The organism is Leptolyngbya sp. AN02str, from assembly GCF_050565595.1.
GTDB lineage: Bacteria > Cyanobacteriota > Cyanobacteriia > Elainellales > Elainellaceae > Kaiparowitsia.
In genome coordinates this window covers 1-13,433 of sequence record NZ_JBNXVR010000074.1, presented here as the reverse complement: position 1 = coordinate 13,433, position 13,433 = coordinate 1, and the positions used below count along the sequence as shown (strand labels likewise).

The 13,433-nt window shown below is 48.8% G+C and carries 14 protein-coding genes and 1 CRISPR repeat array; of the genes, 6 read left to right on the top strand and 8 right to left on the bottom strand.

What is annotated here, in order from left to right; all coding sequences use genetic code 11:
- Nucleotides 1–128: 128 nt before the first annotated feature.
- A CRISPR array of direct repeats spans nucleotides 129–4,024; the repeat unit is 36 nt; unit sequence GTCCCCACTCGCTGGGGAAACCAATTGAATGGAAAC.
- A gap of 247 nt (nucleotides 4,025–4,271) precedes the next feature.
- The 4 genes from ACQ4M4_RS28340 to ACQ4M4_RS28325 form a co-directional block, all read right to left on the bottom strand.
- Nucleotides 4,272–5,270 carry a hypothetical protein gene (locus tag ACQ4M4_RS28340; protein WP_430687820.1) on the bottom strand — a complete coding sequence of 333 codons (999 nt, stop codon included), beginning with the start codon at nucleotides 5,268–5,270 and terminating at the stop codon, nucleotides 4,272–4,274.
- On the bottom strand, nucleotides 5,260–5,769 hold the full coding sequence (locus ACQ4M4_RS28335; protein WP_430687819.1) for a hypothetical protein: 510 nt from the start codon (nucleotides 5,767–5,769) through the stop codon (nucleotides 5,260–5,262). The genes ACQ4M4_RS28340 and ACQ4M4_RS28335 overlap by 11 nt, the downstream gene beginning before the upstream one ends.
- A gap of 105 nt (nucleotides 5,770–5,874) precedes the next feature.
- Nucleotides 5,875–6,018, bottom strand: coding sequence for a hypothetical protein (locus tag ACQ4M4_RS28330; RefSeq protein WP_430687818.1), 144 nt, complete (start codon nucleotides 6,016–6,018; stop codon nucleotides 5,875–5,877).
- A gap of 38 nt (nucleotides 6,019–6,056) precedes the next feature.
- A complete protein-coding gene (locus ACQ4M4_RS28325; RefSeq protein ID WP_430687817.1) occupies nucleotides 6,057–7,277 on the bottom strand; it encodes an RNA-guided endonuclease InsQ/TnpB family protein in 1,221 nt (406 codons plus the stop codon).
- 369 nt (nucleotides 7,278–7,646) lie between these two features.
- On the opposite strand from ACQ4M4_RS28325, the gene ACQ4M4_RS28320 reads away from it, so the two are divergent.
- Nucleotides 7,647–7,826, top strand: a complete 180-nt coding sequence (locus tag ACQ4M4_RS28320) for a plasmid mobilization protein (protein ID WP_430687816.1) — start codon at nucleotides 7,647–7,649, stop codon at nucleotides 7,824–7,826.
- A 118-nt stretch (nucleotides 7,827–7,944) separates the two neighbouring features.
- Here ACQ4M4_RS28320 and ACQ4M4_RS28315 read toward each other — a convergent pair whose 3' ends face one another.
- The 3 genes from ACQ4M4_RS28315 to ACQ4M4_RS28305 form a co-directional block, all read right to left on the bottom strand.
- A complete protein-coding gene (locus tag ACQ4M4_RS28315; protein ID WP_430687815.1) occupies nucleotides 7,945–8,136 on the bottom strand; it encodes a hypothetical protein in 192 nt (63 codons plus the stop codon).
- Between the two features lie 177 nt (nucleotides 8,137–8,313).
- Nucleotides 8,314–8,469, bottom strand: a complete 156-nt coding sequence (locus tag ACQ4M4_RS28310; protein WP_430687814.1) for a hypothetical protein — start codon at nucleotides 8,467–8,469, stop codon at nucleotides 8,314–8,316.
- Nucleotides 8,470–8,518: 49 nt separating this feature from the next.
- On the bottom strand, nucleotides 8,519–8,716 hold the full coding sequence (locus ACQ4M4_RS28305) for a hypothetical protein (protein ID WP_430687813.1): 198 nt from the start codon (nucleotides 8,714–8,716) through the stop codon (nucleotides 8,519–8,521).
- Between the two features lie 160 nt (nucleotides 8,717–8,876).
- Here ACQ4M4_RS28305 and ACQ4M4_RS28300 point away from each other — a divergent pair, with 160 nt between their 5' ends.
- The 4 genes from ACQ4M4_RS28300 to ACQ4M4_RS28285 all read left to right on the top strand — a co-directional run bounded on the left by ACQ4M4_RS28300 (nucleotide 8,877) and on the right by ACQ4M4_RS28285 (nucleotide 11,231).
- A complete protein-coding gene (locus tag ACQ4M4_RS28300) occupies nucleotides 8,877–9,644 on the top strand; it encodes a hypothetical protein (RefSeq protein WP_430687812.1) in 768 nt (255 codons plus the stop codon).
- Between the two features lie 279 nt (nucleotides 9,645–9,923).
- Nucleotides 9,924–10,352, top strand: coding sequence for a hypothetical protein (locus ACQ4M4_RS28295; RefSeq protein WP_430687811.1), 429 nt, complete (start codon nucleotides 9,924–9,926; stop codon nucleotides 10,350–10,352).
- On the top strand, nucleotides 10,349–10,762 hold the full coding sequence (locus ACQ4M4_RS28290; protein WP_430687810.1) for a hypothetical protein: 414 nt from the start codon (nucleotides 10,349–10,351) through the stop codon (nucleotides 10,760–10,762). The genes ACQ4M4_RS28295 and ACQ4M4_RS28290 overlap by 4 nt, the downstream gene beginning before the upstream one ends.
- A 55-nt stretch (nucleotides 10,763–10,817) precedes the next feature.
- Entirely contained in the window at nucleotides 10,818–11,231 is a 414-nt protein-coding gene (locus tag ACQ4M4_RS28285) for a hypothetical protein (RefSeq protein WP_430687809.1), read from the top strand.
- Between the two features lie 153 nt (nucleotides 11,232–11,384).
- Here the strand turns inward: ACQ4M4_RS28285 and ACQ4M4_RS28280 are convergent, their stop codons facing one another.
- A complete protein-coding gene (locus ACQ4M4_RS28280) occupies nucleotides 11,385–12,113 on the bottom strand; it encodes a thermonuclease family protein (protein ID WP_430687808.1) in 729 nt (242 codons plus the stop codon).
- Nucleotides 12,114–12,580: 467 nt separating this feature from the next.
- On the opposite strand from ACQ4M4_RS28280, the gene ACQ4M4_RS28275 reads away from it, so the two are divergent.
- Nucleotides 12,581–13,433: hypothetical protein (locus ACQ4M4_RS28275; RefSeq protein ID WP_430687807.1), on the top strand; the 853-nt coding region annotated here is incomplete at its 3' end.

Here is a 13,433-nt window from a genome sequence, read left to right as displayed (position 1 = left end):
CCGATGGCAGCGGCAGTGGCGCGATCCTCAATGCGCCCTGGCTGCTGCTTAAGTTCTAGCGAATCCCAAGATTTAACCGTCTGTCTTCTTAAAACTCGTGAAATACTTTTTCAGCACGCCCTACTTAGGTCCCCACTCGCTGGGGAAACCAATTGAATGGAAACTGAGGGTTTCGCGTCGCGAAACCCTCAAAAATGCCCATTGTCCCCACTCGCTGGGGAAACCAATTGAATGGAAACTTCTGTTACCCCTATCTGAGGCTATTGCTTCCCCAGAATTGTCCCCACTCGCTGGGGAAACCAATTGAATGGAAACCTGCAATTCCGATATTATACGAGAACTTGTTGTTTTCTATGTCCCCACTCGCTGGGGAAACCAATTGAATGGAAACACATGAGCAATCCGACTACAAGGTGCCACTACTGTATCTGGGTCCCCACTCGCTGGGGAAACCAATTGAATGGAAACTAATAAAAGAGATTCCATCCCGTCTCTTGGTATAAAGGTCCCCACTCGCTGGGGAAACCAATTGAATGGAAACTCTATTGAACACTTAGTACAAACTTTTTCCAAATCAAAGTCCCCACTCGCTGGGGAAACCAATTGAATGGAAACATACAAATCAATTGCCGATGCGCCACAGTTCCTCCGGTAGTCCCCACTCGCTGGGGAAACCAATTGAATGGAAACTTTCATAGGGTTTGCCGGGGTCACACCAGCACAGAATCCAGTCCCCACTCGCTGGGGAAACCAATTGAATGGAAACCAGAATTACAACTGCTTTCATACTATTACCTTGAACAAGTCCCCACTCGCTGGGGAAACCAATTGAATGGAAACAACGCAGACGGATAAAGGCTACTACTTCTCCATTAGGGTTTAGTCCCCACTCGCTGGGGAAACCAATTGAATGGAAACACAATCTCGTTTAACCCAACAAGTGCCCAAAGATGGAAACGTCCCCACTCGCTGGGGAAACCAATTGAATGGAAACCTTCAAAAACCTCTAGATTTGCGTTTTTGAATTTAACATAGTCCCCACTCGCTGGGGAAACCAATTGAATGGAAACCTTCAAAACATCGCATACAGGGTGATTATATTTTCCGCCTGTCCCCACTCGCTGGGGAAACCAATTGAATGGAAACATCTTTTCCTCTGTTTCCAAAAGAGTTTCAGCGATAAGTCCCCACTCGCTGGGGAAACCAATTGAATGGAAACATGCTCTAATCCATCCAATTTCCCGAAATTTTTCATCGAGTAGGTCCCCACTCGCTGGGGAAACCAATTGAATGGAAACGCTGGAGTGAGTAGCAGCCATTCTCTTTCGCTCTTAGGCGAGTCCCCACTCGCTGGGGAAACCAATTGAATGGAAACTTTAAGTGCGATCGCGCTATTGATCTCAGTCATAGATAGGGTCCCCACTCGCTGGGGAAACCAATTGAATGGAAACAAATCAGTTAGAGGAGTTTTGGCAAAATTATCCAGAGTCCCCACTCGCTGGGGAAACCAATTGAATGGAAACCAAATGGCAGAAGAGGGCTATGATTACTACTTCGAGTCCCCACTCGCTGGGGAAACCAATTGAATGGAAACTCGTTCGGTAATTTTACATGAACTTCTCTATCGCCCCGAAGAAGTCCCCACTCGCTGGGGAAACCAATTGAATGGAAACATGATCCGGTATCTGCAACAGGGCCCCGTCGTCAGCCTCGAGTCCCCACTCGCTGGGGAAACCAATTGAATGGAAACTTTCTGAATTTGATCGCTGAATCTTCATCGTTAAACTCGGTCCCCACTCGCTGGGGAAACCAATTGAATGGAAACTCGAGACGAGTCAGGTATTGCCGTAGATCTTAGGTTGAGACAAGTCCCCACTCGCTGGGGAAACCAATTGAATGGAAACTCTGAAATTGCCACGCCTCGTCACTGGTAGGAGGGTAGTAGAGTCCCCACTCGCTGGGGAAACCAATTGAATGGAAACCCATAGGGCAATAACTGTGATACCACAAAGCAATGATCAAGTCCCCACTCGCTGGGGAAACCAATTGAATGGAAACTGAAAAACCTCTTTACCAGCTAGCCGTTTCTCAATACCTGTAGTCCCCACTCGCTGGGGAAACCAATTGAATGGAAACTTAATAGTAACAACCTTTTGAGGTTTAACGGGCTTATAAAGTCCCCACTCGCTGGGGAAACCAATTGAATGGAAACTTAAAACCCCACACAAGTATAGTGCTGCAAAATTCATAGGGTCCCCACTCGCTGGGGAAACCAATTGAATGGAAACCGGAGCTGAGTTACGTGGCGAGTAGGAGCAGCATATCCGGTCCCCACTCGCTGGGGAAACCAATTGAATGGAAACATTATTAGCTCGGTACAATGCCTTAAGAATTACTTCAGGATGTCCCCACTCGCTGGGGAAACCAATTGAATGGAAACTCGCACTTCGCCGTGAACTGCACCTGCGAAACCATCTTCTGTCCCCACTCGCTGGGGAAACCAATTGAATGGAAACTTTATCCCCCGTATAATGAACATAACTAAACGGAGTATTGTCCCCACTCGCTGGGGAAACCAATTGAATGGAAACTAAATTGGATAGGTTTAGCATATGGTTTTGGTTTAGTGGTGTCCCCACTCGCTGGGGAAACCAATTGAATGGAAACGTTTCATAATTACTGGCTAGTCCTTTTTGAACTTTTAGATTAAGTCCCCACTCGCTGGGGAAACCAATTGAATGGAAACCTTAACTGCCGATGCGAGTTCGTGCGGGAATTCAAATCCGTCCCCACTCGCTGGGGAAACCAATTGAATGGAAACCCAATAGACTCCCCGCTCCTGGTGAGCTGTAGATATTTGGGTCCCCACTCGCTGGGGAAACCAATTGAATGGAAACGATGATGGGTGTGTACAGGCCGTACGTTTCGCCAAATAGTCCCCACTCGCTGGGGAAACCAATTGAATGGAAACAGTCTCTCGAATCCAGACGTAGCTAACAGGCCATGGGGTCCCCACTCGCTGGGGAAACCAATTGAATGGAAACGCTTCATGCTTGCAAGAAGCGAATATCGATAACTGTAATGTCCCCACTCGCTGGGGAAACCAATTGAATGGAAACAATCTCTTGGCCTTTGTCGCTGTTTTCAGACAGCCAGTCCCCACTCGCTGGGGAAACCAATTGAATGGAAACTCGCCAAACTCACTGCAACAGGCAATCCACTAAACGTTAGGTCCCCACTCGCTGGGGAAACCAATTGAATGGAAACTCAAACCAGCGCTGAAGCGTAGGAACTGAATCGAAGGTCCCCACTCGCTGGGGAAACCAATTGAATGGAAACTGATGATCGTGGTTTCTGCGATCGCCACCATTTGCAGTGTCCCCACTCGCTGGGGAAACCAATTGAATGGAAACGACTTAAGAAGTTTGTATAGATATTGGTTATTTTTAGTCCCCACTCGCTGGGGAAACCAATTGAATGGAAACCATAAAAGGTAAACGTGCGATTATTAACGATTTGCGCGAGTCCCCACTCGCTGGGGAAACCAATTGAATGGAAACTATAATCGTGAATCTGCCAATGAGAATGTAATCAAGCGTCCCCACTCGCTGGGGAAACCAATTGAATGGAAACGTAGTTCTGCCACGTATACCCTTTATCACTACTTAAGTTGTCCCCACTCGCTGGGGAAACCAATTGAATGGAAACTACCAGAGGGATACCTAGATACCCCGGAAGGAAAAGCAGATAAGTCCCCACTCGCTGGGGAAACCAATTGAATGGAAACTATTTATTGGCACTGAGATTGATAACAGAGCCCGCAGCACAGTCCCCACTCGCTGGGGAAACCAATTGAATGGAAACTCAGCCAACGAGATGGCGCGATCGCGCACCTCGTCAGGCGTTAGTGGTGTCCCCACTCGCTGGAGAAACCAATTGAATGGAAACGCGATTTCAAGCTCCTCAGCAGTGTCAGGGTCGATATAGGGTCTCCACTCGCTGGGGAAACCAATTGAATGGAAACGCTTCAACTTCTCACCACTATTCGGATCAACCAGTTCGGTCTCCACTCGCTGGGGAAACCCAAGACAAGCGAACGCAAATAGGAGAACAGCAATCCATGGAGTCGTTCCCACTCGCTGAAGAAATCTATTGAATGGAAGCATAGTCTTGAACAGCCTGAAATTCAGTAATGATGATATTTCCCTGCTCGCCAAAAAATGCCATGAGGCATACACTGCCGAAGAGGTAGAAAGCCCCTTAAAAGCAAGTTACCTCTTTACCAAAGCTGGATAGTCCTGCATTACCTGCTTGGTCAGCATCCAGCCATGCTCTACGTGAAGCGTATGATGCTCACCATCTATCATCATGGCCGCGATCGCCACCCCTTGTGCCTTGGCCCAATCAAACCACTGCCGAAACCCTTGGGGGACTGCTGACTTCTCAGCAGCCACAGAGACCTGCCACCCTTGAGCGATCGCAGTGTAGAGATAGCCAATAGGGTTCTCAATCTTTCGCCGTTGCTGCTGCTGTTTGAGATATTGAATTGCCCCTTCAACTCGCTCTGGATGCTGCGCGATCGCCCGCTTTAACATGAGAGGTAACGGCTCCCTTACCGCCTCAGTCACCGCATCCACTAGTTCTGGAAACATTGCATCTTCAGTGCTTGAATTGCTCCCAGAACTGGCTGGGGAAATGACGTCCTCTTCAGCCTCTTTGACTTCTACATCAAGGGTTGAATCTCGCTCTGACACTGAAAAAATATTTTCAAGATCATGTGAAACAACAACCGTTTGTTGCTCTGAATCAGAAGTGACTGAGGAAATCTCTGAATATGACGTGTGACATGAACACGTATCGACGTGATCACTGTTCACACCTCGATGTGTGAACTGATCGCACACGTCTCTAAAAAATATTTCCAACTGCTCGTAGTCAATGCAGTAAAACATGACTCGTCTGTAGGAGGTGATCCAATGCTGAGCCGTTTGGATCAGTCCTAGCTTCTTAAGATTGGCGATCGCCCTCCTTAAACCATACTCACTCATCCAGGGAAACTGGGCTTGCCAGGACTTCAGCGAGTTGTAGACCCACTTCACTCCATCAACGATCCATCCGGCTGTTTGCGAGTTGTGCGTCCAGTAATGCAACTGCTGCAAGAATGCTCCCTCATCAAACCCGGTACCAGATCGACCCAGCCGTTGCTTGAGCAATCCCGCTAGTTGCGGTGGGATAGGGATGGAGTTGGCTTCTAAAGTTTTAGAACTCATGGTTGCTTCCACCATTGCGTTTCAACCGTCTACCAGGTGCTTGAGCCAAGCGCTTGAGTTTGGAGATCTGCTGCTCCACCTGCTGCCTCTGCTGCTCCAGCACTTCCACCTGCTGCCCTCGCGCGATCGCCCCTCGTACCTTCCCGACTGCACGACGGGAGAGGTGCTTGGTCTGCACTTTGGGTTGGCCTGATGGTTTCCGTTCTCCCGTCAGCCACCGCAGTTGGTGATACTCATACTGTTTTCCGTTCTTCGTTTTGCTATAGGTTTCAATCCAGCAATCCCGGTAGGTGTCTCCTTCTGCCAGTAGCGCGTTGATCGCTCCAGTCACGCGATCGCGCTTTTGAGTGAGAGCATTGAGCTGCATGAGGTAGGTGGAAATCCAACCGAGTTCTGGGAACTCAAGGAGATCGATCATCAGCGATGTTCCCAGAAATAGAGGCGTGTGAGGTGGCTGCTTATCGATGCGTGCAGCCACCTCTAGAGTTGAAATTTGCATCAGAAACTGACCCACAACTGCGGTGGGCTTTAAAGGGAGGCAGCAAGCGCATGAGCCCCAAAGCTCAATGCGCTTGCGTTTCGCTACTAATGGGTGAAGGCAGTATTAGAAGGGCAGTGCTGCATCATGCAGGTCTTTCGATATCAGCACAATCCATTGAGCCTCGACGTAACTCAACGAGACCGTGCCAAAGCCAAAGCACGATTGATCCTGCTCCCAACAGTGAAGCGACTGGAGTGCAGCATCCAAACTCTCATTCCTGGTGACATACTCCCGATGCTGACCGCCTAGGCGGTACAGCGCGGGCTTCTCTTCCGAGCCGAAGCTGGTTGAGCGTTTTTGAGTAAGCCGATGTCCAAGCCTACTTTTTTGATAAGAATTGCCGCGTTAGTATCCCGGTCGAGTTCAGTACCGCAATGTGGGCAAGAATGCCATCGGTCAGACAACTCTTTCGGAACACGATTTAGGCAATTTGAGCAATGCTGTGAGGTTCCTTTGGGGTTTACTTTGACTACTCTCGAACCAGCTTTTTCAGCTTTGAACGTGAGGATGTCAACGAATTGACTCCAACCTGCATCAGCAATACTCTTATTCAGTCCAGACTTTGCAGACTGACCGTTGGGAAGAAACTTACCTGTTTCGTCCTGTTTAGGTTTGGCACGTCTAGACATATTCTTCACGCTCAGATCCTCAACAAACACCACATCGGCTTTCTTGAGAACCTTTTGCGCGGTTTCGTAATGAAACTGTTTTCGTTGCCGTGCAATCTTTTGATGCAACTTGGCAACCTTGCGAACGAGCAGCTTTCGGGCACGGCTCCCTTTCTTGGCAGCCGATACCTTCTGTTGCAATCGTGCAAGCTTCTCTTCTGACTTCCTGAAGTGCTGAGGAATTGGCTCAAATTCCCCCTCTGAGTCAGCCAAAAACTTTTCAAGTCCCAGGTCTATCCCGATAGAGTTATCTGCCGTTGGCTCAACCTCTGAAGTGAATTCGGGAACAGATACATCCTCTAGCGTCAGCGTGATGTACCAACCGTCTGTTTTTTGAGTAACGATGGCAGTTTTGATCTTGAAGCCATCCGGTAAAGGACGATGCCAAATGACCTTGAATACCCCAAGTTTGGGTAGCTCGATTTTGCTGCCGTCAATCCATTCAATCGATGCTTGAGGATAGGTAAATGAGCGGTAGCGGTTCTTGCCTTTGAAACGAGGTTTGCCGCTTCGGTTGCCATTGCTATCACCACTAAGATAGCGGTCAAACGCCAACTTGACCCGCTTCACCATGTCCTGAAGCACCTGGGAGTGAATGTCTTTGTACCAGGGTCTATCCTGCTTCAGAGGAACAAGGGAGCGTTTCTGGCTGTAGTAATCGGGCTGGTCTTTCAGCTCTGGAAGATGGCAAACCAATGGACAGGCATTCACGGATGAGCGATTTTCTTCCCACCATTGAAACCGCTTCGCCAACATCCAGTTATATTGCAATCGCAACATATCAAGCCAGCGCGACATTTCAGCGCGCTGCTCAGAAGTTGGCAGTAGGCGATACTGGTAGGCAATTCGCATCAGTTCTGCTCCGACAATTGGCGCAGCCCAGCCATAGCAATCAACTTAGCCCGATTAACCGATCCCTGCTCCTCTTCAGTTGCAGGTCTGAACTCATGCCCAGTGAACGCGCCAGCAGCGCACATATGGTAGACATGGATAAATCCTTGGGGCTTGTCTGGATGCTTCCAATCAGGGTTAGCTTTGCAGTCTCTACTACAGGTGTAATAGTTGCAAGGGACAACTTTTGACTTTCTGACCATTTGAGTTCTTCCACATCCAGGGCAGGAAACAGTCACTCTTTCTGCCGTCTTATGTTTTGCCATAACAATCTAGATGATTTACACTCTTATTGTACTACCAAACGGCATCACAATGGCAAGGGAAAAGCGGTTAAATATTCGAGTTACAGATGAAGAGTGGGATAAGTTAAAAACTTATGCAGACAAAAAAGGGTTGAGCATGGCAGAGGTGATTCGCTTCTATATCAGTTCTCTGCCTGGTACCGATAGATAGTGTGTTCGTCTCGGCACTGTTGCCTTCCCTCGCTTCGCATTGGTCGGGCAACGTACCTCGACTCACGCGCCTCTCATCCCGACGCTCACCCTATCGGGTAGAGCGCGCGGCTTCCCGTCTAAAAGCTAAACACAATCATGGTGGGTTCATCTGGCAGGGAACGACACCCCTCCGCATATCCCTTTAGATAGCAAGCGTTGTCTTGAAACTGCGGATGCGGTGCGCGGCGATGCATGCCATCGCGATATCCAGCACTGAACAGCTGATCGGGCGCAAGATAGAACTTGCGTCGAGAATGTTTTGGTATCATGATGAGTAACCTACATAAGGGTTTAGTTGAAGGCGATCGCTTAGTTTTCTCAGGACACAGCGATCGCTTTCACATTGCTTCCCTCTGCATTTCTTAACCAGACTTGGGACTGGCTTCGGTTGCATTAGATGCAAGGGTATTTAGATCTTGTAAGGCTTAAAACTTTATTTGGCTCACTTAACCCAAGGTCATTAGAACGTTCAGCATTCGCATTTTGACGAGCACGTCTGGGTTGGTGATTGCTTCTTCTACAATTTCTCGAACAGGAGAGTCGGGATTATGAACCAAGTACATCTCTAAAAGAGCGTCCACTTGGGCATCTACCGATTGCATTGCTATCAGATCAACGGGTGAATTAGGGCTGCTCATCTCAAATCGGCCCTCATCTCTCTTGATCTTTGATTGATTGCAGCTGCTCAAGACGCTCTTTGATGAGAACTCGAATTTTGGCAGATAAAGGTAGCTCTGTCCATGCCACATCACTTCGGCATGTCTCAATTTCCTGCCTCAAATCACTGACATCAATAGAAATGCGATCTTTTTGTCCCACAACAGCATCAATGATTAGCTCCTGACTCATATCGTATGCCCTCCAGATAAAAAATCTTCACAAGAAGCTTATAGAAGCTTTTTGCTTCTATAAGCTTCTGATTATGCTACCATGCTTCGTAGGAACTGGGCACGAACTTCCTACCTCTTCGCCAGTTCCAGCCAAACCCCTTAAACACAGGCTTACGAATATGAGTGAATACCTTGATGTATCGACATCTCAGCCGATGACAGATGCGTTTACCCATTCGCAGGGAACCGGGGTGCAACCCCCATTAGATGCTCCCAGCGAACTCCCTGCCACTTCCCACGAAGGTGGTACGAATGTCCACCCCACCCTCTGGTGCCCCACCGAACCCCAATTCACTAAAGCGATCGCTCAGCACTATGGCGTCTCCCGTAAATCGGTGCAGCAGTGGTTCCAAAAGGTGAAAGATGCCTGCCCCTGGTTCACTGAGCGCGATCTCAAGCTCCCTGATGAGCGTTATACCTCGCTCTGCATCGAACTCATGGGCTCCTATCGCACCTCTGGCCTTCCCTTTGACGCCTGGAAAGCCCAACTCTGGGAGCAAAACCCGGATCTGGTCGCTGCTTACCAGATCGCGCAATCCCAACCTCCCGCTGCTGCTGTCACATCGGGTGCAATTACCCTTCAGCCCTCCAAAGTGCCCCTTCCAGTCCACGACATTGCCCCACTTAACCTCACGGTCCTGGACTCCACAGAGCGCTTAACCGAAGCCATTACCAGCCTCAATAGCACGCTGCAACAGTTTGTCAGCAACGACCAAGCGCTTCAGGATGCCCTCAAGCAGCATGCCGCTCAAAAGGGCTCTCGTTTGGGTACTGAGCTTGCGATCGCAGAGATAGGCAGTATGATGCAGGCTACCGACTCTGCCCGAGTGGAACTGGCAAAAAAGCTGGGACTCCTCAACGATTCACCCTGCCCCCAATCGACCTAATCGTGGGTGCGATCGCTCTGCTTGCCCTTGGGTTCTTGCTAGGTGTCTACATCCCACTCCGCAACCGCTTTATTTTGCTTGGGACTGTGGCTTTCTCTAATGAATTATTGGGGTACGGAGCGGTTCTATTCAGGCTAGCTAGACTGTGGGCAAAATATTTTGCAAATGGCTAACGCCATGATTGGCTACGCCACGATGCAATGCTCTGAAGCCTCATTGAAGGCCAGCGACAAAACACATATACTACTCAAATTATTTTCTACAAAGAGAGGTATGGCGATGGGGTGGCTTGATCACTGGCGACAAAATTCTGAGGTGAGCCAACCGGACTTGCTCACAGGGGAGATCACTCCTGTGCCGTCGAAAGATGGGCGGTATACAGGAGTCACAGCGAATAAGCGCTTAAAGGATGAGCTTAAAGCTCGTGGTGCAGAGAAACAAACCTATCGAGAAGTCAATACCATTGTGACTCAAGGAATGCTGGGGTGCTCACCTAGAGAACTTGATGAGGCGACAGGCTATGATAGCGATCGCTCTAAACTCCCTGCCGATGCTCAAGAAGCCTTGACGGTGGGGGATATAGCAGCCAGGCGTAGAATAGAGGATAATGATGCTCAAGGCCCAAGCCAGTTAAAGCAGAGTGCTTCAGAAGGCATCAGCGAGGTGAGAGGCTTGTTCTCTTGGAATCGGAAGGGGAAGGGGCGATGAAACTGAATCAACTCAAGCAAGAGACTTACAAAGCGTGGACGGTCTTTTGTGGAGTCGAAGGAACCCCTATCGTTGATAGCCTCTTTCGGGAAGAGGTGAAGAAGTTTGGCGATCGCCGCAAGAAATCCACCTGGGAAGCGGCAGCCGTTCATTTTGAGGCTCGTTCCATCATGTATGGTTTAGACGCCGTAGATATCGTTCGCTACTTCTCCGAGCCAGGAGATTTGTTCTTTGAAGAATTTCGCTTCAAAATATTTGATGTTTTAGTGTCGTACCCGAAAGGGGTACGGATGCTGAAGAAGGGCTTAGAGCAAATCTTCCAGGAAGAAAGCAGAGCGCAGTGGGAGCAGGATTTGCAAGCTCTCCGCCCTTTTTTATCGGATAACATGCAACTTGTTGAGGCAAGCTAGCTTTTGGATTCTTCTCCTGGATAAGGGGCTAATTCTCTTGGAATCGGAAGGGGCGATGAAACTGAATCAATTGAAGGAAGAAACGTACAGAGCCTGGAACGTTTTCTGTGCTGTGGAAGGAACCCCTATCGTTGATAGCCTCTTTCGGGAAGAGGTGAAGAAATTTGGCGATCGCCGCAAAAAATCCACCTGGGAAGCCGTAGCCGTTCATTTTGAAGCGCGATGGGTAATGTACGGACTAGATCCATCGGAGGTTGTTCGCTACTTCTCTGATCCAGATTCCTCCTTCTCAACAGAGTTTCGCTTTCAAGTCTTTGATGTTTTAGTGTCCTATGAAGAGGGAGTTGTGCGGCTCAAAATGGGGCTAGAGCAGATCTTCCAAGAGGAAAGCAAAGCACAGTGGGAGCAAGATTTGCAAGCCCTCCGACCCTTCTTGTCAAATAACATGCAACTCGTTGAGGCGAATTAGCCTTTCATCTTTGGGTGCCCCGTACAACTGTTCATCTCTGGTGCTTGAGCAATCGCCCTCTAAATCCAGATTCGAACTTAGATCGAGGATATCAGTTGTGAACGAGCGCGATCGCCTCAACTGGTTCTGAGTGATATTTTGAGTTCCAGTGAATTAGCGTTCACACCCGATGCCATCGCGGTTACCATCAAAACGATGCGGGTCAGGTTGCCTGACGGTGAAGCGACGATGAGGAATGTCACCACAATCGAGGTCAGGGGGTGCAGGAGGAATGCAAACCGTGGGATAAGAGGGCTCGCAATTACGGGTTGCGCGGGGAGATGGCGTGACCGAAGCCGCAGGGCGAGGTGCTGTCGGGGATGAAGCGGGTCGTGGCGGTGTGCTGGATTGGGGAGATGGACGAGTTCCTTGCCTCCAGTCCCAGGGCATGACGGGATTGGGTTGTGCCCAAAACCCACGACGAGCAGCACGAGCCTCTGCTTCAGCGGCTAATAGGTCGTTGCTGGAGTTTGGGCAGTTGGAAAGGTACTGGTGATAAACGACAGCGTGCCCCTCTCTCACCATTTGCAAATTGACCGAGCGACGATTGGCAAACACGACCCCAACCGTTCTGCCATAGCGATCGGTATCGACCGAAATCAGTTGAATGGCTTGACCGCGAGGCAGGATCTGACGCAATCGCTCAGATGCAGCTGAGCCTCCAGGCTGGTCAGATTCAGGACTGTCGATACAGGCCAAACGAACCGTAACGGTCTGCCCATTATGATTGACGCGCAGGGTGTCTCCGTCGCCTGTTGAAACGACACTGACTGAGGAGAGTTGAGCGGCAACGGGAATGGGGAGCAGGGCAATGAGCAGAGCGAAGACAATGTTTCGAGGCATGATGCAGCAGATGCGACTCTAGCTATATTTCCCAGCCTTGAATCGAAAGAGATCGTTCTGTTCAGTGGAATGTTGCAGGACATGGGACACACCGCAATAGTAATTAGACATTTAGCCTAATTGCCACTTTTCAAACCACCTCTAAGCATTTTCACTATCTGTAGAATCGGGTAGTAAGCTTCTGGCTTTCTTCATTCAATCTTGACAGCATGTATCTCTCAAATCAGTAAAGATAAATCTAGACTGCAATCAAGATGGAATTAAACATATTGTTGTGATGTGACGCGAATCCCTCATCAGGTTCACTGTCAGATACATCAACTTCCATCTTCATTAAGATGAACTAAAAAAGTGCTTCTTGGCCTTCAAAATATAGTCTTGAGAAGTCGGCAGCAAGCTATCCCTGATTGATGTAACGGCAACGGGTTGACTCACGCTAAGTATTTACTATTTACAAAGTTAATCCCATGCATATTGAAAATGCAGACAATAGCCTGCCAAATGTCCTTCAGCTAGCTCAGCAGGAAGCTTACAAGTTATTGACGATCAATGCTGCAGAGCCAGGATTCTCCAACATACTTCGTCAATCCTTTGGCTCATCTTATGATAGCCGCACAGCAGAAGCATTAATTCAGCGATGGAAGGAGGGCAACTTCCACGATCTTCCAAATGTTCAAATCCAGAACCTAGATCAGCTGGATAAGGCCAATGGAGCTTTTGCAAGTTCGACCCAGACGATTTATGTGTCTGATAATTTGCTTCAACAAGCTCAAGCTTCTTGCAATATTGCAGGAGTTGTTGGTGTTCTTTTGGAGGAGGTCGGACACTTTGTTGATGATCTGATCAATCCCGTGGACAGTGCTGGGGATGAAGGGGAAATTTTCTCGGCACTCGTTAGAGGGATTTCATTAAGCGGAAGCGAATTATCTGCTTTATATACAGATAATGATCAAGCAGTAATTAATTTGGGTGGGGAAGAAGTTACCGTTGAGATGTCACAAACGGCTCAAGCCGTTTTTAATGGCAGACTTTATCAATCACATCGTGGACAAGACAATAGAATCTATACTCGATACTCCTTGGACTCATTAGGTACGTCGTGGAGTGCTTGGGATGAAGATGGAGGCGCTACCCTTAGCGCTCCTGATTTGCAAGCTTTTAATGGCAGGCTTTATCAAGTTCACCGAGGGACGGATAATCAAATTTATCTCCGTTACTCGACAGATGCGTTAGCCACGAACTGGAGCGGTTGGCGGCAGTTTGGAGGGACAACCACTAGTGCCCCAACGCTAGAAGTCTTCAATAATCGTCTCTTCATGT

Excerpts from the sequence above, each read along its gene's own strand:
- ACQ4M4_RS28340 (WP_430687820.1), bottom strand. The coding sequence starts at position 5,270 with ATGAGTTCTAAAACTTTAGAAGCCAACTCCATCCCTATCCCACCGCAA.
- ACQ4M4_RS28335 (WP_430687819.1), bottom strand. The coding sequence starts at position 5,769 with ATGCAAATTTCAACTCTAGAGGTGGCTGCACGCATCGATAAGCAGCCA.
- ACQ4M4_RS28325 (WP_430687817.1), bottom strand. The coding sequence starts at position 7,277 with ATGTCGCGCTGGCTTGATATGTTGCGATTGCAATATAACTGGATGTTG.
- ACQ4M4_RS28320 (WP_430687816.1), top strand. The coding sequence starts at position 7,647 with ATGATTTACACTCTTATTGTACTACCAAACGGCATCACAATGGCAAGG.
- ACQ4M4_RS28315 (WP_430687815.1), bottom strand. The coding sequence starts at position 8,136 with ATGATACCAAAACATTCTCGACGCAAGTTCTATCTTGCGCCCGATCAG.
- ACQ4M4_RS28310 (WP_430687814.1), bottom strand. The coding sequence starts at position 8,469 with ATGCAATCGGTAGATGCCCAAGTGGACGCTCTTTTAGAGATGTACTTG.
- ACQ4M4_RS28305 (WP_430687813.1), bottom strand. The coding sequence starts at position 8,716 with ATGAGTCAGGAGCTAATCATTGATGCTGTTGTGGGACAAAAAGATCGC.
- ACQ4M4_RS28300 (WP_430687812.1), top strand. The coding sequence starts at position 8,877 with ATGAGTGAATACCTTGATGTATCGACATCTCAGCCGATGACAGATGCG.
- ACQ4M4_RS28295 (WP_430687811.1), top strand. The coding sequence starts at position 9,924 with ATGGGGTGGCTTGATCACTGGCGACAAAATTCTGAGGTGAGCCAACCG.
- ACQ4M4_RS28290 (WP_430687810.1), top strand. The coding sequence starts at position 10,349 with ATGAAACTGAATCAACTCAAGCAAGAGACTTACAAAGCGTGGACGGTC.
- ACQ4M4_RS28285 (WP_430687809.1), top strand. The coding sequence starts at position 10,818 with ATGAAACTGAATCAATTGAAGGAAGAAACGTACAGAGCCTGGAACGTT.
- ACQ4M4_RS28280 (WP_430687808.1), bottom strand. The coding sequence starts at position 12,113 with ATGCCTCGAAACATTGTCTTCGCTCTGCTCATTGCCCTGCTCCCCATT.